The organism is Micromonospora sp. NPDC005174, assembly GCF_040608495.1.
Lineage (GTDB): Bacteria > Actinomycetota > Actinomycetes > Mycobacteriales > Micromonosporaceae > Micromonospora.
On record NZ_JBEXIJ010000006.1, the window covers coordinates 123,278 to 141,118 of the forward strand.

Genomic DNA, 17,841 nt, shown 5'->3' on the forward strand with positions numbered 1-17,841 from the left:
TGGGGATCTGGCGGTACGACGGCAGCGCCGTCTCCACGGCAGGCGCGCGACAAGAACGGACGTTTCAACCAGTGGGGGTCATCATGGGGGAGTTGCGCGGCACGCACGTGCCGGTGCTGCTCGAGCGGTGTCTCGAGCTGTTGTCCCCCGCGCTGGGTCGAGGCGGCCGGACGGTGCACGTCGACGCGACGCTCGGCCTGGCCGGGCACGCGGAGGCGGTGTTGGAGGCACACCCGGAGACGGTCCTGATCGGGCTCGACCGGGACACCGAGGCGCTCGCCCACGCACGGGTGCGGTTGGCGCGGTTCTCCGACCGGGTGCACCTGGAGCACGCCGTCTACGACGAGCTGCCCGAGGTGCTCGAACGGCTGGGTTATCCGGGCATCGACGGGATCCTGTTCGACCTGGGTGTCTCGTCGCTGCAACTGGACGCGCCCGACCGCGGGTTCGCGTACGCGCAGGACGCGCCTCTGGACATGCGGATGGACCAGACCCGGGGGGTGACCGCCGAAGAGGTGGTCAACACGTACGGCCATCCGGACCTGGCACGCGTGCTGCGGGTGTACGGCGAGGAGAAGTTCGCCGGTCGGATCGCCTCGGCGATCATCCGCGAGCGCGAGCGCGCCCGGATCACCTCGTCCGCGCGCCTGGCGGAGCTGGTTCGGGAGTCGATTCCGGCACCAGCCCGACGAACGGGTGGGCACCCGGCAAAGAGAACGTTTCAGGCTTTACGGATCGAGGTAAACAGAGAGCTGGCAGCGCTGGAGACAGCGCTGCCGTCCGCGCTCGACGCACTGACCGTGGGTGGTCGCATGGTGGTCCTGTCCTACCACTCGCTGGAGGACCGGCTCACCAAGGCGGCGCTCGCGGACCGGGTCCGCAGTAAGGGCCCGGTCGACCTCCCCGTCGAGCTTCCCGGGTCCGGTCCGACGTTCCGGCTGCTCAGCCGGGGCGCCGAACTGGCCGGGGAGGCGGAGGTCACCGCGAACCCGCGCGCCGCCTCGGTGCGGCTGCGGGCCGCGGAGCGACTCGACCCGAACGCGACGGAGCAGGGGCGGACCGACCGCGAACGGTCCCGCCGACGAGTGAAGGCGATGCACCAACCGGGGACGGGGTCAGCGGGATCCGTGGGGGATCCAGCGGCGCCGGCGGACGGCAGAGGGACGGATATAGAGGGGGAGGGGACATGAACATTGACAAGCGCGACCGCCGGGACATCACCGGCGGCGGGCAGCGCGCACCGCGGTCGGGGGGCCGGACCGCGGCGGAGCGAGCCCCGCGCGTGGGGAACGGTACGCCACGCATCGATCGGGTCAACCGGCAGGGGGAGACTCGCGCCCGGGGGGCGCGCGAGTTCCCCACCCAGGGCAGCGCCGCGCTGCGTCCGGCCGAGAAGGCGACCGCCACGGCGACGGCCCGCTCGCCGCGGCTGCGGGTTGCGCCGCCGCCGCCGGTGTCGGTGCCGCGTGCGCCGTTCGCGGCGCTGATCGTGCTGCTGGTCGTCGGGGGGGTCTTCGGCATCCTGGCGGTCAACACCAAGATCAATGAGAACGCGTTCCGGCTGGAGAAGCTGCAGCAGCAGCAGGCCCGACTGGACCTGGAGAAGCAGCAGCTCGACAAGGAGATCGCCGACGCCAAGGCGCCGGGAAACCTGACCGCCGAGGCACGTCGTCTGGGCTTGGTGGACGCCGGTGAGCCGGCGTACATCCGGATGCCGGACGGCAAGCCGATCGGCGTGCCGAAGCCGGCGACCGGCGAGCCGTCGGTCACCAGCCAGGGTGCGGGAGGCTGACCGGTGCCACCAAGGTCGGACGAGCCGCGCCGGGACCCCACAGGGTCCCGGCGCGGTTCTGCGCGGGACGCCAGCGACTCCGAGTCGCGCACGAGTGGGCAGGGGATCGGTGGCATCTCCGGCGCGCGGGCGTACACCCCGAGGGGTCGGACGGTCCGCGAGGAACGTGGAACGCCCGCGCGCGGCGCGAACACGGAGCAGCGGCGTACCCCTCGCGGCAGCACGCGGTCCGGCGATCCGTTCCGACCGGCGTTGCAGGTGCTCGACGGCGGCCGGGCCGCCGCCCGCTCCGGCCGACGGGACGCTCCGGCGGCCGGCCGGGGCGGCGTCGTGCGGACCGTCGCCCCGCGCGGCCCGGCCGGCGACGAGCCGCCACCGCGCCGCCGCACCACGCCGCGCGCACCACGCCGCACCGACCGTCCGGCCGCCCGCCGGCCCTACCGCAAGCCGCCACGTCCGCCGAAGCTCGCCGACCCGCGGCTGCGGCTGCGCCTGGGCACCGTGCTCACCCTGGCGCTCTTCGTCGTCATCGGGGTGCGGTTGGTCTTCCTCCAGACGGTGGACGCTCCGGCGTACGCCGGAGGTGGCGTCGCCGCCCGGACCCGGACGGTGGAGTTGCCCGCGCCGCGCGGCGCGATCTACGACTTCCGGGGCGAGCCGCTGGCCCACAGCGTCGAGGCCCGGTACGTGTTCGCCGACCCGACCCTGATCAAGGATCCGGCCGCCACCGCGAAGGCGCTCTCCCCGCTGCTCGGTATCCCGGCGTCGAAGCTCGCCGAGCTGATGAAGCCGCGCAAGCTGGAGAACGGCAACGCGTCCCGTTTCGAGTACCTGGTCCGGGGGGTGGAGATTCCCACCGCCAAGCAGGTGCTGGCGCTGGACCTGGCCGGCATCGGGGTGCACCGGGACGAGCGCCGCGAGGTGCCCGGTGGTGACCTGGCGGCCAACCTGATCGGCTTCACCAGCCAGGACATGGACGGCCTGGAAGGGTTGGAGGCCCGCTACGACGACCTGCTCTCCGGGCAGGATGGCCGTCGGGTGTACGAGGCGGGCCTCGGCGACCTCGCCGCGCCGATCCCCGGCGGCTACAGCAAGACGACCGCCGCCAAGCCGGGCAGCTCGATCGCGCTCACCATCGACCGGGACCTCCAGTTCCGCACCCAGCAGATCCTCAGCGCGGGGATGGCGGGGCAAAAGGGTGCGACCGCCGCGGCCGTGATCATCGACGTCGCCACCGGCGAGGTGCGTGCCCAGGCCAGCGATCCGACCTACAACGCGGCCAAGCCGACCCCGAGCGACCCGGTCGCCCGGGAGGACGCGGCGACCAGTTTCGTGGTCGACCCGGGCTCGGTGCACAAGGCGATCACCTACGGCGCGGCGCTGCAGGAGGGGGTGATCACCCCGGACACGACGCTGCCGATCGCGAACAGCATCAAGATGGGCGACACCTGGTTCTCCGACACGCACCCCGCCAACGGCCGGAAGATGAGCGTGCCGGGAATGCTCGCCTTCTCGTCGAACGTCGGCGCCATCACCGTCGCCGACAAGCTCGGCAAGGAACGACTGATCGACTACCAGAAGCGGTTCGGGCTGGGCCAGCCCACCCGTGAGGGCCTGCCCGGCGAGGCCAGCGGCCGGCTGCTGCCGGCCGACGAGTGGAGCGGTTCGTCGTACGGGTCGGTGCCGATCGGGCACAGCGTCGACGCCACGCCGCTGCAGATGGCCGCCGCGTACGCCGCGATCGCCAACGACGGTACGTACGTGCAGCCGCACCTGGTCAAGGAGACGATCGGGCCGGACGGTAAGCACACCCCGGCGCCGGCGCCGGTCACCCGCTCGGTGCTCAGCCCGCAGAACGCGGCGGCGCTGCGCACCATGCTGGAGGCGGTCACCACTGTCGAGGGCGCCACCGGCACCACGGCCGCGGTCCCCGGCTACCGGGTCGCCGGCAAGACCGGCACCGGCTGGCGTCTGGTCGACGGCAAGAAGCAGCCGGGTGAGGTGTCCTCCTTCATCGGCATGGCCCCCGCCGAGAAGCCCCGGTACGTGATCGCGGTCTTCGTGTACGCCCCGGGTGGCGGTGGTGCGGCGATCGCCAACCCGGCCTTCCGGAACATGATGCAGTTCACGCTGCGTCATTACCGCGTGCCGCCGTCCCCGACCGGTTCGGCACCGAAGTTCGTGGTCTATCCGCGCTGACCAGCGCAGGCGCGACATCATCGGTGAGTGCCGACGAACCACCGGGGCGGCTGTGCGGCCGGAACCGGACGACCGGGTAGGGTCTGACGCCGTGCCCGGCAATCCACGTCCACGTACCGTGACCGGCGTCCGGCTCGGTGATCTCGCCGTCCGGCTCGCCGTCGACCTGCCGGCGGACGCCGCCGACGTGGTCGTCACGGGTGCCACCCACGCGAGCCAGGAGGTCCGCCCCGGCGACCTGTACGCGGCCCTGCCCGGCGCCCGCCGACACGGCGCGGAGTTCGCCGTCGGCGCGGCCGAGGCCGGTGCGGTGGCGCTGCTGACCGACCCGGCCGGCGCCGAGTTGGCGGCGGCGAGCGGCCTGCCCGCCCTGGTGGTACCCGACCCGCGCGCGGCGCTCGGCGAGCTGGCCTCGGCCGTCTACGGCGACCCGACCGCCGACCTGACCGTCATCGGCATCACCGGCACGGCCGGGAAGACGTCCACGGCGTACCTGGTCGAGTCGGGGTTGCGCGCCGCCGGGCACACCACCGGGCTGATCGGCACCGTGGAGACCCGTCTCGGCGACCTGGTGATCGACAGCGTGCGGACCACCCCCGAGGCGACCGACCTGCACGCGATGCTGGCCACCGCCCGGGAGCGTGGGGTCACCGCCGTGGTCATGGAGGTCTCCAGTCACGCCCTGGCCATGGGTCGGGTCGGCGGGGTGCGCTTCGCCGTGGGCGGTTACACCAACTTCGGCTCCGACCATCTGGACTTCCACGCCGACAGCGCCGACTACTTCGCCGCGAAGGCGCAACTCTTCGACGGTCGGTGCGCGGTCGAGGTGCTCAACCAGGACGACCCGGCGCTGACGCCGCTCTACAAGCCGGCGACGGTCAGCTACTCGGCGGCCGGCGACCCGACCGCGACGTGGTGGGCCGACGACGTCGACGGCGAGGGGTACGCCCAGCGCTTCACCGCCCACGGTCCCGACGGCGTGGTCGTGTCCGCCGGGGTGGCGCTGCCCGGCCGACACAACGTGGCCAACGCGTTGCTGGCCATCGCCGCGCTGGTGGGTGCCGGGGTCGACCCGGCGACGGCAGCCGACGGTGTGGCCGCCTGCGGTGGCGTGCCCGGTCGCCTGCAACTGGTCGACGTCACCGGGCCGGTACGCGGTGTCGTCGACTACGCGCACAAGGCGGACGCCATCGTGGCGGCGCTGGCCGCGCTGCGTGAGCTGAGCGCCGGACGCCTGATCTGCGTGATCGGCGCCGGTGGGGACCGGGACCGGGGCAAACGGCCGGTGATGGGGGCCGCCGCCGCCGAGGGAGCCGACGTGGTGCTGGTGACCGACGACAATCCGCGCACCGAGGACCCGGCCGAGATCCGCGCCGAGGTGCTCGCCGGGGCGTACCGGGCCGGCACGGCGGCGCGGATCATCGAGGTGGCCGGTCGCCGGGACGCGATCGACGAGGCGGTCCGGCTGGCCGAACCGGGCGACGTGATCGCTCTGCTCGGCAAGGGGCATGAGCGTGGCCAGGAGGTGGCGGGCGAGGTGTTCCCGTTCGACGACAGCATCGAGTTGGCCGACGCGCTGCGGGCGCGCTTCGCGGACCGGGCGGGTCAGCGGTGATCGCCCTGACCCTGGCCGAGGTGGCCACGGCCGTCGACGGGCGGCTCGTCGCCGCCGATCCGGCCGTCACCGTCACCGGCTCGGTCGAGTTCGACTCGCGCAAGGTCGGGCCCGGTTCGCTCTTCGTGGCGTTCCCGGGGGAGAAGGTCGACGGGCACGACTACGCGGCGACGTCGGTCGAGGCGGGCGCGGTGGCGGTGCTCGGCACCCGCGAGGTGCCCGGGGTGCCGATGGTGCTGGTCGACGACGCCCTGACCGCGATGGGAAAGCTGGCCCGCGCGGCGGTGGCCCGGCTACCTGAGCTGACCGTGATCGGGGTGACCGGCTCGTCCGGCAAGACCACCACCAAGGACCTGATCGGGCAGCTCACGGCCCGGCTCGGTGCCACGGTCGCGCCGCCCGGCTCGTTCAACAACGAGCTGGGCCACCCGTACACGGCTCTGCTGGCCGGGACGGACACCCGCTACCTGGTCATGGAGAAGGGCGCTCGGGGCATCGGGCACGTGCGCTACCTGTGCGAGCTGGTGCCGCCGCGGATCTCGGTGGTGCTCAACGTCGGCACGTCGCACATCGGCGAGTTCGGCTCGCAGGAGGCCATCGCCCAGGCCAAGGGCGAGCTGGTCGAGGCGCTGCCGTCCGACGGGCTGGCCGTGCTGAACGCCGACGACCCCCGGGTGGACGCCATGGCGAGCCGCACGCGGGCGCGCGTGGTCCGCTACGGCGAGGCGCCGGACGCCGACCTGCGTGCCGAGGACGTCACACTCGACGAGCGGGGCCATCCGTCGTACACCCTGGTCACGCCGGAGGGAAGCGAGCCGGTGCGGCTCGCGCTGACCGGACGCCACCAGGTCGGCAACACGCTCGCCGCCGCCGCGGTCGCCCGGGAGCTGGGCATGCCGCTGGCCGAGCTGGCCACGGCGCTCGGCGAGCTGGGGCTGAAGTCCACCCGACGGATGGACGTCTTCGACCGGCCCGACGGGGTGACGGTCATCGACGACTCGTACAACGCCAACCCGGCCTCGATGGCGGTCGCGCTCCGGGCGCTCGCCAGCCTCGGACGTGAGAGGCGTACCGTCGCGGTGCTCGGTTACATGGCCGAGCTGGGCCCGTTCGAGCGCGACGGCCACGCCGAGGTCGGCCGGCTCGCGGCCGAGCTGGGTGTCGACCGGCTGCTCGTGGTGGGCGAGCCGGCCGCGCCGATCCACGAAGGCGCGACAGCGGTAGCGAACTGGGGAGGAGAGTCGGTGCTGCTCACCGATCAGGCGGCGGCCGTCGAGGTGCTGCGGGGCGAGCTACGGCCGGGCGACGTCGTCCTGGTCAAGGGCTCCCGGTACCGGACCTGGGAGGTGGCCGACGCCCTGCGCGCCGACGCCGCCGAGGAGGCCAGTCGATGAGGGCCATCATCGTCGCCATCGGGGTGGCCTTCGTCGTCTCGCTGTTCTGCACCCCGATCGCGATCAAGGTGTTCACCCGGCTCAAGGCCGGCCAGCCGATCCGGTCCGACGGCCCGGCCATGCACCAGGGCAAGAAGGGCACGCCGACGATGGGCGGCGTGGTCTTCATCCTGGCCACGGTGATCGCGTACGTGGCCGGCCACCTGGCCCTGACCACGCTGCCGGACGCGCAGATCGCGCAGGTGGAGCCGACCATCACGGCGCTGGTGCTGCTGGGGCTGATGGTGTTCTCCGGCGCGGTGGGCTTCCTCGACGACTTCCTCAAGGTGCGCAAGCGCAACAGCGCCGGCCTCAACAAGCGCGGCAAGCTACTCGGTCAGATCCTGGTCGGCGCGGTCTTCGGCGTGATCGCGCTGTGGTTCCCGAGCACGATGACCGACGCGACGGGCAAGGCCACCAACACCCAGACCGTGGGCAGCACCACGCTGAGCTTCATCCGGGACATCGACTTCCTGGAGGTCAGCAAGGTCGGCGCGGTGATCATCTTCATCTTCGTGGTGATGGCCGCGACGAACGGCGTCAACCTCACGGACGGCCTGGACGGTCTGGCCACCGGCGCGTCGGTGATGGTGCTCGCCGCGTACGCGCTGATCGCGTTCTGGCAGTACCGCCACTGGTGCGCCGACCCGAGCTACACCCAGCCGTACTGCTACGAGGTCCGTGACCCGTTGGAGATCGCGCTGATAGCCGGGGCCGCCGCCGGGGCGTGTGTGGGCTTCCTGTGGTGGAACACGTCCCCGGCGCGGATCTTCATGGGTGACACCGGAGCGCTGGGGCTGGGCGGCCTGATCGCCGGCATGGCGATGTCCACCCGGACCATCCTGCTGCTGCCGATCATCGGCGGGCTCTTCGTGATCATCACGATGTCCGTGGTGATCCAGATCATCTCCTTCCGGACCACCGGTAAACGTGTGTTCCGGATGTCCCCGTTGCAGCACCACTTCGAGTTGGCCGGCTGGAGCGAGGTCAACATCGTGGTCCGGTTCTGGATCATCGCCGGCATCGGCGTGGCCATCGCCCTGGGCCTGTTCTACAGCGAGTTCCTCGCCAACATGACCTGACCCGCTGACCCGCTGACCCGCTGACCCGCTGACCCGCTGACCCGCTGGCCGGCGCCGGTGGCCGTAGCCGGGGCTGGCGCTGCGGCTGGGTTCGGCGCTGCGGCTGGGCCGTGGGCTCTGGTTTGTACCGGTGGCGCGGGTGCTGGGAGCGTCCTTTGCTCTGCTTCAACCCAGGCAACACTCGGGTAGCCGAACTGTTGCGCGGGTTGAAGCAGAGCAAAGGACGTGCGGGGAGGGTTGCCTCCCCGCTGCCCGCTGCCCGCCGCCGCCTGCCGCCTGCCGCCCGCTGCCCGGGGTCCGGCGGACGGCCTCTTCGCACGACACGCCCGGTGCAGCGTTGTGGACCACTCGGGCGCGCCGAACGGTGATGATGTCCGTGTGGGGGAGGACCGAGGGAAAAGCGAAGACAGGACGGTCGGCCGGCCGCGACGGCCACCGACGGCGGAAGCGGGACGCGTCACGGAGGTCGGCAGGCAGTCGGACGAGACGCGTGGCGCGGAGCCGGGTGCGGCCAGGCGCGACGCGGCATCGGAGACGCCGGCGTCACCGCCACTGCGCGGACTGGACGCGGCCGGCGGGCTGGCCGCGCTGCGTGGCCTGCTGGACCGGCCGCTGGCGTCCTACTACCTGCTGCTGTCCTGCGCCGGCCTGCTGCTGCTGATCGGGTTGACCATGGTCTTCTCGGCGACCAGCGTGAAGGACTACGCCGAGGACGGCAACGCCTCCGCCTCGGTGACCAAGCAGGCGATCTTCGCGGTGATCGGTATCGGGGCGTTCTGGGCCTGCCAACGCCTGCCCGCCAGCACCTACCGTTCCCTGGGTCGGCCGCTGCTGATCACCTCGGTCGCACTGCTGCTGGTGCTGAACCTGCTGGTGGCCTATGCCCGGCTCACCCATCAGAAGTCCGCCCAGATCGGCCCGATCGAGGCGTGGCTGAACTGGCTGTACATCGGCGGAATCCAGGTGCAGCCGTCCGAGCTGGCGAAGTTCGCGCTGGTGCTGTGGGGTTCGCACGTCATCGCCCGCAAGGGCGCCGCGCTGGGTTGGTGGCGGGAGTTGGCCACGCCGCTCTTCCCGGTGATGGGCCTGCTGTTCGTGCTGGTCGGCTACAACGACACGGGTACCATGCTCTGCCTACTGGCGCTGGTGGTCGGCCTGCTCTGGGCCGCCGGGGTGCGGGCGCGCGTCTTCGGCGCGCTGACCGCGATCGGCCTGCTCGGCGTCGGCCTGCTCGTCGCCGTGGCCTCGCTGGGCGCGGGCTCCGGCGAGCGCGGCGCGGACAACTATCGGCTGGCGCGGCTCACGCTCTTTCTCAACCCGCCGCCACCGGATCAGTGTGGTGACCCCTGCTACCAGTTCTACCAGGGTCGACTGGCCATCGAGCACGGCGGGTGGTTCGGCGTCGGCCTGGGCAAGAGCAGCCTCAAGTGGGACTGGCTGCCCGAGGCGCACAACGACTTCATCTTCGCGATCATCGCCGAGGAGCTGGGGGTGATCGGCTGCGCGGTGGTGCTGAGCCTGTTCGCGGTGCTCGCGTACACCGGTCTGCGCATCGCCCGACGGGTCGAGGACCCCTTCCGGCGGCTCGCCGCCGCCGCGGTGACGACCTGGCTGGTGAGCCAGGCGGTGATCAACGTCGGTGGGGTGGTCGGCCTGCTGCCGATCACCGGCCTGCCGCTGCCGTTCATCTCCGACGGCGGAAGTGCGCTGGTCGTGACGTTGGCGGCGATCGGGATGCTGGCGTCCTTCGCCCGCGCCGAACCCGATGCGGCCAGAGCACTGCATGCCCGTCCGCCGGCCCGGTGGGTCCGACTACTCTGGGCCCCGTTGCCGCCGCTTCCCGGCCGGCGTCGCCGATCGGCGACGCCGCCGGCTGGCCGAGGGTCAGTGCCCCGGTCCCGCGGGCGGCGCGAGGACGACCAGGCCGTACCGCGCGGTGTCCGGCAGGGCCGGAGCCGCCAGGGTACGGCGAGCGAGAGGAGACGCTGATGGGTCCGCTGCGTTCGGTGGTGCTCGCTGGAGGTGGCACCGGAGGGCACATCTACCCGCTGCTCGCCTTCGCCGACTGCCTGCGCCGACACGACCCGGGCGTCCGGATCACCTGCCTCGGCACACCCAAGGGCATGGAGAACGAGCTGATCCCGCCGCAGGGCTACGACCTGCGGCAGATCCCGGCGTACCAGCTGCCCCGGTCGGTGAACATGAACCTGGTCCGTACCCCGGGCCGGATGTGGAGCGCGGCCCGGGCGGCGGGCAAGGTGATCGACGAGGTGCGCGCCGACGCGGTCGTCGGCTTCGGTGGGTACGTCTCGGTGCCGGCCTACCTGGCCGCGTGGCGGCGCGAGCTGCCGATGGTGATCCACGAGGTGAACGTGCCGCCGGGCGTCGCCAACCGCCTCGGCATGAAGTTCACCAAGAACATCGCGGTCGGCTTCCCGCACCAGCCGAGCCAGGCCGAGTCGCTGCGCGACGCGACAGTGGTCGGTGTGCCGCTGCGGCGCAGCATCGCCTCGCTGGACCGGTACGCGCAGCGCAACGCCGCCCGCGCCCGGTTCGGCCTCCGCCCGGACCTGCCGGTGCTCTTCGTCGCGGGTGGCTCGTCCGGCGCCCGCTCGATCAACCTGGCGGTCTCCGGCGCGGCCAAGGAGCTGGCCCGCAACGGTGTGCAGGTGCTGCACGTGATGGGCGCCCGCAACGAGCCGGTGCCCATCCCCACCGACCTGCCGGTCCCGTACGTGACGCTGCCGTACCTGTCCGAGATGGAGCTGGGCTACGCCGCCGCCGACCTGATGCTGGCCCGGGGCGGAGCGATGACCGTCGCCGAGGTGGCCGCGATCGGCCTGCCGACGATCTTCGTGCCGTACCCGCACAGCAACCAGGAGCAGAAGCGCAACGCCCTGCCCGTGGTGGAGGCCGGCGGTGGTCTGCTCGTCGACGACGCGGAGTTGACCCCGGACTGGCTGGAGCGCGCGGTCATCCCGTTGATCCGCGACCCGCAACGGCTGTACGCGATGGGGGCCGCCGCGTCCGCGTACGGGCGGCGTGACGGCGACGAGGCGCTGCGCTCGTTCGTCCTCGAGGCGGTGGCCCGGTGACCGCACAGTTCACCCCGGCCGGCACGCTCACCGCCGAGGACCTGGGCGCCGTCCACCTGATCGGCGTGGGCGGGGTCGGCATGCTCGGCGTGGCCCGGCTGCTGCTCACCCGGGGCATCCGGGTGTCCGGCAGCGACCTGCGCGAGTGGCCCTCGCTGGCGGGGCTGCGGGCGCTCGGCGGCACCATCTACCTCAGCCACGAGGCGACGAACCTCGACGGGGTGGACACGGTCGTCTACTCCTCGGCCATTCCGAAGGACCACCTGGAGCTGGTCGAGGCCCGTCGCCGCGGCCTGCGGGTGCTGCACCGCTCGGAGGCTCTCGCCGCGGCGATGACCGGCCGCCGGGCGATCGCGGTCGCCGGTACGCACGGCAAGACCACCACCACCTCGATGGTGACGATGGTGCTCCAGCAGGCCGGTGTGGACCCGTCGTTCGTGATCGGCGGGGAGATCTCCGAGGTCGGCTCGGGCGCCCACCACGGCACCGGCGAGCACTTCGTGGTCGAGGCGGACGAGAGCGACCGCTCGTTCCTCATCTACCGCCCGTACGTCTCGGTCATCACGAACGTCGAGCCGGACCACCTGAACACCTACGGCGACCTCGCGACGCTGGAGGCGGCGTTCGCGGAGTTCGCGCGGCTCACCGACCCGAACGGGTTCATCATCACCTGCGCCGACGACCCGGGCGGTCGCCGGCTGGCCGAGACCCTGCGCGCCGACGGGCGGCGGGTGTTCACCTACGGCGCTGCGGACGACGCCGACCTGCGGCTGACCGAGGTCGTCTCCTCCGCGCGTGGTGTGCGCTACCTGGCCGAGATCGACGGGCAGTCGCTGGGCGAGTTCCGGCTTCCGGTGCCGGGCCGGCACATGGGGCTGAACAGCGCGGCGGCGGTGCTGACCGCGTACCTGCTCACGTTGCCGCTGGAGGCGGCGGAGGCCGCGCTGGCGGTCTTCCCCGGCGTGCGGCGGCGCTTCGAGCGCAAGGGCGTCGCGGACGGCGTGCTGGTCTACGACGAGTACGCCTACCACCCGACCTCGATCATGTTGGCGTTGCAGACGCTGCGCGAGGTGGCCGGGGACGGGCGGTTGATCGTCGTCTTCCAGCCGTACCGGCTGTACCGAACCCGCGACAACCAGGCGGAGATCGCCGAGGCGCTGGCCATCGCCGACGAGGTGGTGCTGCTGGAGGTCTTCGGGCCGGGCGAGCTGCGTCAGCCCGGCGAGGGCTCGGCGGCGCTGATCGCGGCGGTGGACCTGCCCGCCGACCGTAAGGTGTTCGTCGACTCCTGGGAGGCCGCGCCGGGCGAGGTGATCCGTCGGGCCCGCTCGGGCGACGTCGTGGTGACCATGGGCGCGCCGCCGATCTCGTTGATGGGTGACGAACTGCTGGCCGCCCTCGGTGCGCGTACCGCCGACGCCGCGCCGACCGCGACAGTCGACCCGGTGGCGACGACGCCGGCGATCGGCCAGCCGGTGCCCGGCGGGTCCACCGCCGGTGGCGACGGGGCGGCCCTCGGCGGCGCCGCCGCACCGGACGGCGCGGCGCCCACGGCCGGATGAGCCCCGGCCCCGCCCGCGGGCGGACCAATGCCTCCGACGGCGGCGGCGGCCCGCGGCGCGGTCCGGTCCGGCGCTGGCAGTTGGTCCGCGCCGGCAGCGACGCGGTGCCGGCGTCGACCCGCCGATTCATGGCCCGTGCCCGGCAGCGCCGGATGCGGGCGGCACTGCCGTGGGCGGTGGCCGCCGGGGTGCTTGCGCTGCTCGGGCTGATCGCCTGGACGGTGCTCGGCACCGGGCTGTTCGGGATCCGCTCGGTCCGTGTGGAGGGTGCCAAGCTGGTCACCGACGTGCAGGTACGCGACGCGGTGGGGGTGGCCGACGGGGTGCCGCTGGCGCGTGTCGACCTGGCGGCCGCCGCGCGTCGCGTCGGCGGGTTGGCGCCGGTGGAGCGGGCCACGGTGTCCCGGGACTGGCCGGGCACGCTGGTGGTGCGGGTGACCGAGCGGACGGCGGTGGCGGTGGTGCCGCAGGCGGACGCGTTCGCCCTGATCGACCGCAGCGGCGTGGCGTTCCAGACGGTGGCCCGTCGCCCGGCCGGGCTGCCGCTGGTGCGGGTGGTCCGGCCCGCCGCCGACGACCCGGACACGCGGGCCGCGCTGGAGGTGCTCGGCGCGCTGACTCCGCAACTGCGCGCCGAGCTGGTGGACGTGAGCGTGGAGGGTCTGGCCCGCATCAGCCTGAAGCTGCGGAAGGACCGCACGGTGTTCTGGGGCGACGCCACGCGGGGTACGGACAAGGCCCGGGTGGCCACCGCGCTGCTCGGCGAGGACAGCGAGCGGATCGACGTGAGCGCGCCGGACGTGGTGACCTTCCGCTGACCGGTGAGCGGGCTGCGGACGTGACGAGTCGCGCTCCGCCGGCGACACGCCGGTCGGGTCCTTGGCTCCTGGCGCGGCGGCGCTTACGTTGCCCCGAAGAGGATCAGTGGTTGACATAACTGTAAGCCTCTAGTAGAGGGTGAGGGTTCACCTCTGATCCTCACTGGTGGCGCTGTCGTCGGCCGCTGGGCTGGCCACACCGTACCCGGTCGGCCGAAGCCAATCTCGAAGGGAAAGGACCGGAGATGACACCTCCGCACAACTACCTGGCGGTCATCAAGGTCGTCGGCATCGGGGGCGGCGGCGTCAACGCCGTCAACCGGATGATCGAGGTTGGGCTCAAGGGCGTCGAGTTCATCGCGATCAACACCGATGCCCAGGCGCTGCTGATGAGTGACGCCGACGTCAAGCTCGACGTCGGCCGCGAGCTGACCCGCGGGCTGGGCGCGGGCGCCAACCCGGATGTGGGCAAGAACGCCGCCGAGGACCACCGCGACGAGATCGAGGAGGTGCTCAAGGGCGCCGACATGGTCTTCGTGACCTGCGGCGAGGGCGGCGGCACCGGCACCGGCGGCGCGCCCGTCGTGGCGAACATCGCCCGCAAGCTCGGCGCGCTGACCATCGGCGTGGTGACCCGGCCGTTCTCCTTCGAGGGCAAGCGCCGCCAGGTGCAGGCCGAGTCGGGGATAGACGAACTGCGCAACCAGTGCGACACCCTGATCGTCATCCCGAACGACCGGCTGCTGGCGCTCGGCGACCGCAACATCAGCATGATGGACGCGTTCCGCACCGCCGACCAGGTGCTGCTCTCCGGTGTGCAGGGCATCACCGACCTGATCACGACCCCTGGTCTGATCAACCTGGACTTCGCCGACGTCAAGAGCGTGATGAGCGGCGCGGGCAGCGCGTTGATGGGTATCGGCAGCGCCCGGGGCGAGAACCGCGCGGTCGAGGCGGCCGAGGCGGCCATCTCCAGCCCGCTGCTCGAGCAGAGCATGGACGGCGCGCGCGGCGTGCTGCTCTCCATCGCCGGTGGCTCCGACCTGGGCCTCTTCGAGATCAACGACGCGGCGCAGCTGGTCACCGACGCGGCCCACCCGGACGCCAACATCATCTTCGGCGCGGTCATCGACGACGCGCTCGGCGACGAGGTGCGGGTGACGGTCATCGCGGCGGGCTTCGACGGCGGCACGCCCGCCTACAAGGCGGCCGAGCCGACCCGCAAGACCAACACCAACCAGCCGGCGCCGCAGAACACCCCGGTGCCGCCGCCGGCGACCCTGCCGGCCCCGGCCCAGTCGCCGCGCCGGGTGCTCTTCGACGACGTGGACGTGCCCGACTTCCTCAAGAACGGCTCCTGAGCGCCGCCGATGACCGACAGCTCAGCCACGGTACGACCGGACCGGCGCGCCGAACTCGCGGCCGGCCTGGCGACGGTACGGGCCCGGATCGCCGACGCGTGCGTCCAGGCTGGCCGGGACCCGGGCGACGTCACGATGATCGCGGTGACCAAGACGTACCCGGCTGGCGACGTGGTGGCGTTGGCCGGGCTCGGGGTGACCGACATGGGGGAGAACCGCGACCAGGAGGCCGCCGGCAAGTCGGCCGAGGTGGCCGCCGCCGGGGTGCGTCCACGGTGGCACTTCATCGGGCAGTTGCAGCGCAACAAGGCCCGGTCGGTGATCCGCTATGCCGACGTCGTGCACTCGGTGGACAGCGTACGGCTGGCCCGGGCCCTGGACGGCGCGGCGGCGCAGCGGGAACGGCCGCTGGAGGCCCTGCTCCAGGTGAGCATCGACGGTGACCCGGCGCGGGGCGGGGCCCTCCCCGGGTCGGCCGATCAGGAGTCCGGCCTGGACGCGGTAGCCGCGGCGGTCGCCGACGCTGCCGCGCTGCGGCTCACCGGTCTCATGGCGGTCGCGCCGCTGGGCTGGCCGCCGGAGCGGGCCTTCGCCCGGCTGGCCGAGATCGCCGAGGCGTTTCGGTCGGTCCATCCGGGAGCGACAGCGTTGTCGGCGGGAATGAGCGGCGACCTGGAAATAGCGATCCGCTACGGCGCGACACATGTCCGCGTCGGTAGCGCGTTGCTCGGAATGCGTTCCACGCTGCGGTAGCCTGACCGCGAGACAGGCAAATTACATCAGTGTTGTTTCAGGGGCGGCGGATCCTTGTGGGGGTCGTGACACGCGACGCGAATCGCGTGTCAGGGGATTGCGGTTCCGGTCCGAGGGGCATGGTTGTCCACTCGCGACGGGCGACACGGCACGGGGGCGAGTGCCGCACGGCGGACGGAAGGGCGCGGGATGGGTGCACTGCGCAAGGCGGGGGTCTGGCTCGGTCTCGTCGAGGAAGACGACGAGCGGGCCTACGACGACGGTGACTACGACAAGGGTGGTTACCGTGACTCGCGCTACCGGCAGAGCCGGTACGCGGAGGAGTTCGCCGACGAGGACGACGACGACACCGAGGAGCCGCCGGCTCCCCGGCCGCGCGCGAGTGAGCGGGGCCGACTCTCCGAGCGGTCGACCGGGCGGGCCACCGAGTCCGACCGTGGTGACACCGAGCGTCCGGAGCGGGCCGAGCGGTCGAGCGTACGGTCGATCACGCGGTCCTCGGCCAGCGAGACGTCGGGCGCGCTGACCTACCACACGCGGGACAACCTGGCCCTCGCGCCGCAGGCCGTGACGCGGGAGCGCGTGGTCGTGCCCGAGGAGGAGCAGCGCTACCAGATCACCACGCTGCACCCGACCACCTACCGTGAGGCGCGCACCATCGGGGAGCACTTCCGCGACGGCGTGCCGGTGATCATCAACCTCACCGAGATGGACGAGGCCGACGCCCGCCGTCTGGTTGACTTCGCGGCCGGTCTGGCGTTCGGGCTGCGCGGTACGATCGAGCGCGTGACCAATCGGGTGTTCCTGCTCTCACCGGCCAATGTCCAGGTCACCGCTGAGGACAAGGCCAAGATCGCTGAGGGTGGTTTTTTCAGTCTGAGTTGACCCCGCCCGATCCGAGGGACGTCGCTGACCGTGTTGTCGATCTTGCTGCAAGTGTTGTACCTGGTCCTTTATGTGTTCCTGCTTCTTCTTCTGTCCCGGTTCGTGTTGAGCGCCGTCCTCCAGTACGGCCGCCGTTGGCAGCCGGGGCGCGGAGCGGCAGCAGGACTGGAATCCGTGTGGAGCGTCACTGATCCCCCTCTCAACGCGTTGAGGCGTGTGATCCCTCCGCTGCGAATTGGTACCGTGAGCATCGACCTGGCCTCCCTTGTGCTCCTGGTTATCCTGTTCGTGCTGATGGAGTTCGTGTTAGGGCCGTCGATCAGGGCATCTGCCTGATGACCGACGCGCTTTCGCGGCCGCAACTGACCCGAGGAGTTTCGATGCCGCTGACCCCGGCCGACGTCCACAACGTCGCCTTCAAAAAGCCGCCGATCGGCAAGCGGGGGTATGACGAGGAGGAGGTCGACGCTTTCCTGGACGAGGTAGAGCGCGAGCTCGCCCGTCTCATCGAGGAGAACAACGAGCTGCGCGCCCAGGTGGAGCGCGGTGGCCGTGGCGGTGCCCCCGCCGGCCCCGGCGGCGACGCCCGACTGGCAGCGGAGCTCAACGACGTCAAGGCCCAGCTCGACCGGGTCCAGCGCGACAAGTCCGCTGCCGAGCAGGCCGCCCGCGCCATGCAGGCCGAGCTGGAGCAGGTCCGCGCGACCGGCGGCCCGGCCGGCGTCACCGGTGACGGTGAGCAGCAGGCGCTGCGGGTGCTGATGATGGCCCAGCGCACCGCCGACGACCACGTGTCCGACGCGCGTCGCGAGGCCGACAGCCTGCTGTCCGAGGCGCGGAGCAAGGCCGAGGAGGTGACCCGCGAGGCGCGCGCGAAGGCTGACGCTCTGGAGCGGGACGCCCGCCAGCGGCACCAGGAGGCCATGGGCGGCCTGGACGCCAAGCGCACGGCCCTGCAGAAGCACATCGAGGAGCTCAAGCAGTTCGAGCGTGAGTACCGCACCCGGCTCAAGGCGTACCTGGAGAGCCAGCTGCGGGACCTCGACGGTCGTGGCCAGGGCCTCGAAGCCGAGATGACCCGATCCGAGGCAGGCCGGGTTGCCGGCGGCAACGGGTTGGCCGCAGCGGGCCTCGCCGGCTCGTACGGCGGCGGGCGCTCCGGCGCCCTCGAAGCCGGACGCTGAGCACCGGCCGGCGATCGTTCTCCGCAGATGGTGACGGTCGCCGGCCCCGCCTGGACGGTACG

General features: G+C 72.3%; 15 protein-coding genes. All 15 read left to right on the plus strand.

Features of this window, described 5'->3' with window-relative positions; translation table 11 throughout:
* Nucleotides 1–83: 83 nt before the first annotated feature.
* The 15 genes from rsmH to ABZU91_RS09790 all read left to right on the plus strand — a co-directional run bounded on the left by rsmH (nucleotide 84) and on the right by ABZU91_RS09790 (nucleotide 17,779).
* The gene (gene rsmH / locus ABZU91_RS09720; protein ID WP_355236996.1) at nucleotides 84–1,190 is read left to right on the plus strand and encodes a 16S rRNA (cytosine(1402)-N(4))-methyltransferase RsmH; all 1,107 of its coding nucleotides are present in this window, start codon (nucleotides 84–86) and stop codon (nucleotides 1,188–1,190) included.
* Entirely contained in the window at nucleotides 1,187–1,792 is a 606-nt protein-coding gene (locus ABZU91_RS09725) for a septum formation initiator family protein (RefSeq protein WP_355236633.1), read from the plus strand. Before rsmH ends, ABZU91_RS09725 begins: the two co-directional genes overlap by 4 nt.
* Nucleotides 1,793–1,795: 3 nt before the next feature.
* Complete coding sequence (locus ABZU91_RS09730) at nucleotides 1,796–3,991, plus strand: penicillin-binding protein 2 (RefSeq protein ID WP_355236636.1); 2,196 nt, start codon at nucleotides 1,796–1,798, stop codon at nucleotides 3,989–3,991.
* 52 nt (nucleotides 3,992–4,043) lie between these two features.
* Nucleotides 4,044–5,606: a UDP-N-acetylmuramoyl-L-alanyl-D-glutamate--2,6-diaminopimelate ligase gene (locus ABZU91_RS09735; protein WP_355236639.1), complete on the plus strand. Its 1,563-nt coding sequence runs from the start codon at nucleotides 4,044–4,046 to the stop codon at nucleotides 5,604–5,606.
* Complete coding sequence (murF, locus tag ABZU91_RS09740; protein WP_355236642.1) at nucleotides 5,603–7,000, plus strand: UDP-N-acetylmuramoyl-tripeptide--D-alanyl-D-alanine ligase; 1,398 nt, start codon at nucleotides 5,603–5,605, stop codon at nucleotides 6,998–7,000. The genes ABZU91_RS09735 and murF overlap by 4 nt, the downstream gene beginning before the upstream one ends.
* Nucleotides 6,997–8,121, plus strand: coding sequence for a phospho-N-acetylmuramoyl-pentapeptide-transferase (mraY, locus tag ABZU91_RS09745; protein ID WP_354856133.1), 1,125 nt, complete (start codon nucleotides 6,997–6,999; stop codon nucleotides 8,119–8,121). The genes murF and mraY overlap by 4 nt, the downstream gene beginning before the upstream one ends.
* Before the next feature lie 552 nt (nucleotides 8,122–8,673).
* A complete protein-coding gene (locus ABZU91_RS09750) occupies nucleotides 8,674–10,110 on the plus strand; it encodes an FtsW/RodA/SpoVE family cell cycle protein (protein WP_355236999.1) in 1,437 nt (478 codons plus the stop codon).
* Nucleotides 10,110–11,216, plus strand: coding sequence for an undecaprenyldiphospho-muramoylpentapeptide beta-N-acetylglucosaminyltransferase (murG, locus tag ABZU91_RS09755; RefSeq protein WP_355236645.1), 1,107 nt, complete (start codon nucleotides 10,110–10,112; stop codon nucleotides 11,214–11,216). Before ABZU91_RS09750 ends, murG begins: the two co-directional genes overlap by 1 nt.
* Entirely contained in the window at nucleotides 11,213–12,778 is a 1,566-nt protein-coding gene (murC, locus tag ABZU91_RS09760) for a UDP-N-acetylmuramate--L-alanine ligase (protein ID WP_355236648.1), read from the plus strand. The genes murG and murC overlap by 4 nt, the downstream gene beginning before the upstream one ends.
* Complete coding sequence (locus ABZU91_RS09765; RefSeq protein ID WP_355236651.1) at nucleotides 12,775–13,596, plus strand: FtsQ-type POTRA domain-containing protein; 822 nt, start codon at nucleotides 12,775–12,777, stop codon at nucleotides 13,594–13,596. The genes murC and ABZU91_RS09765 overlap by 4 nt, the downstream gene beginning before the upstream one ends.
* 245 nt (nucleotides 13,597–13,841) lie before the next feature.
* Complete coding sequence (gene ftsZ / locus ABZU91_RS09770; RefSeq protein ID WP_355236654.1) at nucleotides 13,842–14,957, plus strand: cell division protein FtsZ; 1,116 nt, start codon at nucleotides 13,842–13,844, stop codon at nucleotides 14,955–14,957.
* 9 nt (nucleotides 14,958–14,966) lie between these two features.
* A complete protein-coding gene (locus ABZU91_RS09775; protein WP_355236657.1) occupies nucleotides 14,967–15,710 on the plus strand; it encodes a YggS family pyridoxal phosphate-dependent enzyme in 744 nt (247 codons plus the stop codon).
* 189 nt (nucleotides 15,711–15,899) lie between these two features.
* Entirely contained in the window at nucleotides 15,900–16,595 is a 696-nt protein-coding gene (sepF, locus tag ABZU91_RS09780; protein ID WP_355236660.1) for a cell division protein SepF, read from the plus strand.
* 30 nt (nucleotides 16,596–16,625) lie between these two features.
* Nucleotides 16,626–16,931 (plus strand): YggT family protein, encoded by a 306-nt coding sequence (locus ABZU91_RS09785; RefSeq protein ID WP_355049471.1) that lies wholly within the window; start codon nucleotides 16,626–16,628, stop codon nucleotides 16,929–16,931.
* A 44-nt stretch (nucleotides 16,932–16,975) separates the two neighbouring features.
* Nucleotides 16,976–17,779 carry a DivIVA domain-containing protein gene (locus ABZU91_RS09790; protein ID WP_355049472.1) on the plus strand — a complete coding sequence of 268 codons (804 nt, stop codon included), beginning with the start codon at nucleotides 16,976–16,978 and terminating at the stop codon, nucleotides 17,777–17,779.
* The last annotated feature ends 62 nt before the right edge of the window (nucleotides 17,780–17,841 follow it).

Bases quoted from the DNA above. Each gene is read 5' to 3' on its own strand.
- rsmH (WP_355236996.1), top strand. From the start codon at position 84: ATGGGGGAGTTGCGCGGCACGCACGTGCCGGTGCTGCTCGAGCGGTGT.
- ABZU91_RS09725 (WP_355236633.1), top strand. From the start codon at position 1,187: ATGAACATTGACAAGCGCGACCGCCGGGACATCACCGGCGGCGGGCAG.
- mraY (WP_354856133.1), top strand. From the start codon at position 6,997: ATGAGGGCCATCATCGTCGCCATCGGGGTGGCCTTCGTCGTCTCGCTG.
- murG (WP_355236645.1), top strand. From the start codon at position 10,110: ATGGGTCCGCTGCGTTCGGTGGTGCTCGCTGGAGGTGGCACCGGAGGG.
- ABZU91_RS09765 (WP_355236651.1), top strand. From the start codon at position 12,775: ATGAGCCCCGGCCCCGCCCGCGGGCGGACCAATGCCTCCGACGGCGGC.
- ftsZ (WP_355236654.1), top strand. From the start codon at position 13,842: ATGACACCTCCGCACAACTACCTGGCGGTCATCAAGGTCGTCGGCATC.
- ABZU91_RS09775 (WP_355236657.1), top strand. From the start codon at position 14,967: ATGACCGACAGCTCAGCCACGGTACGACCGGACCGGCGCGCCGAACTC.
- sepF (WP_355236660.1), top strand. From the start codon at position 15,900: ATGGGTGCACTGCGCAAGGCGGGGGTCTGGCTCGGTCTCGTCGAGGAA.
- ABZU91_RS09790 (WP_355049472.1), top strand. From the start codon at position 16,976: ATGCCGCTGACCCCGGCCGACGTCCACAACGTCGCCTTCAAAAAGCCG.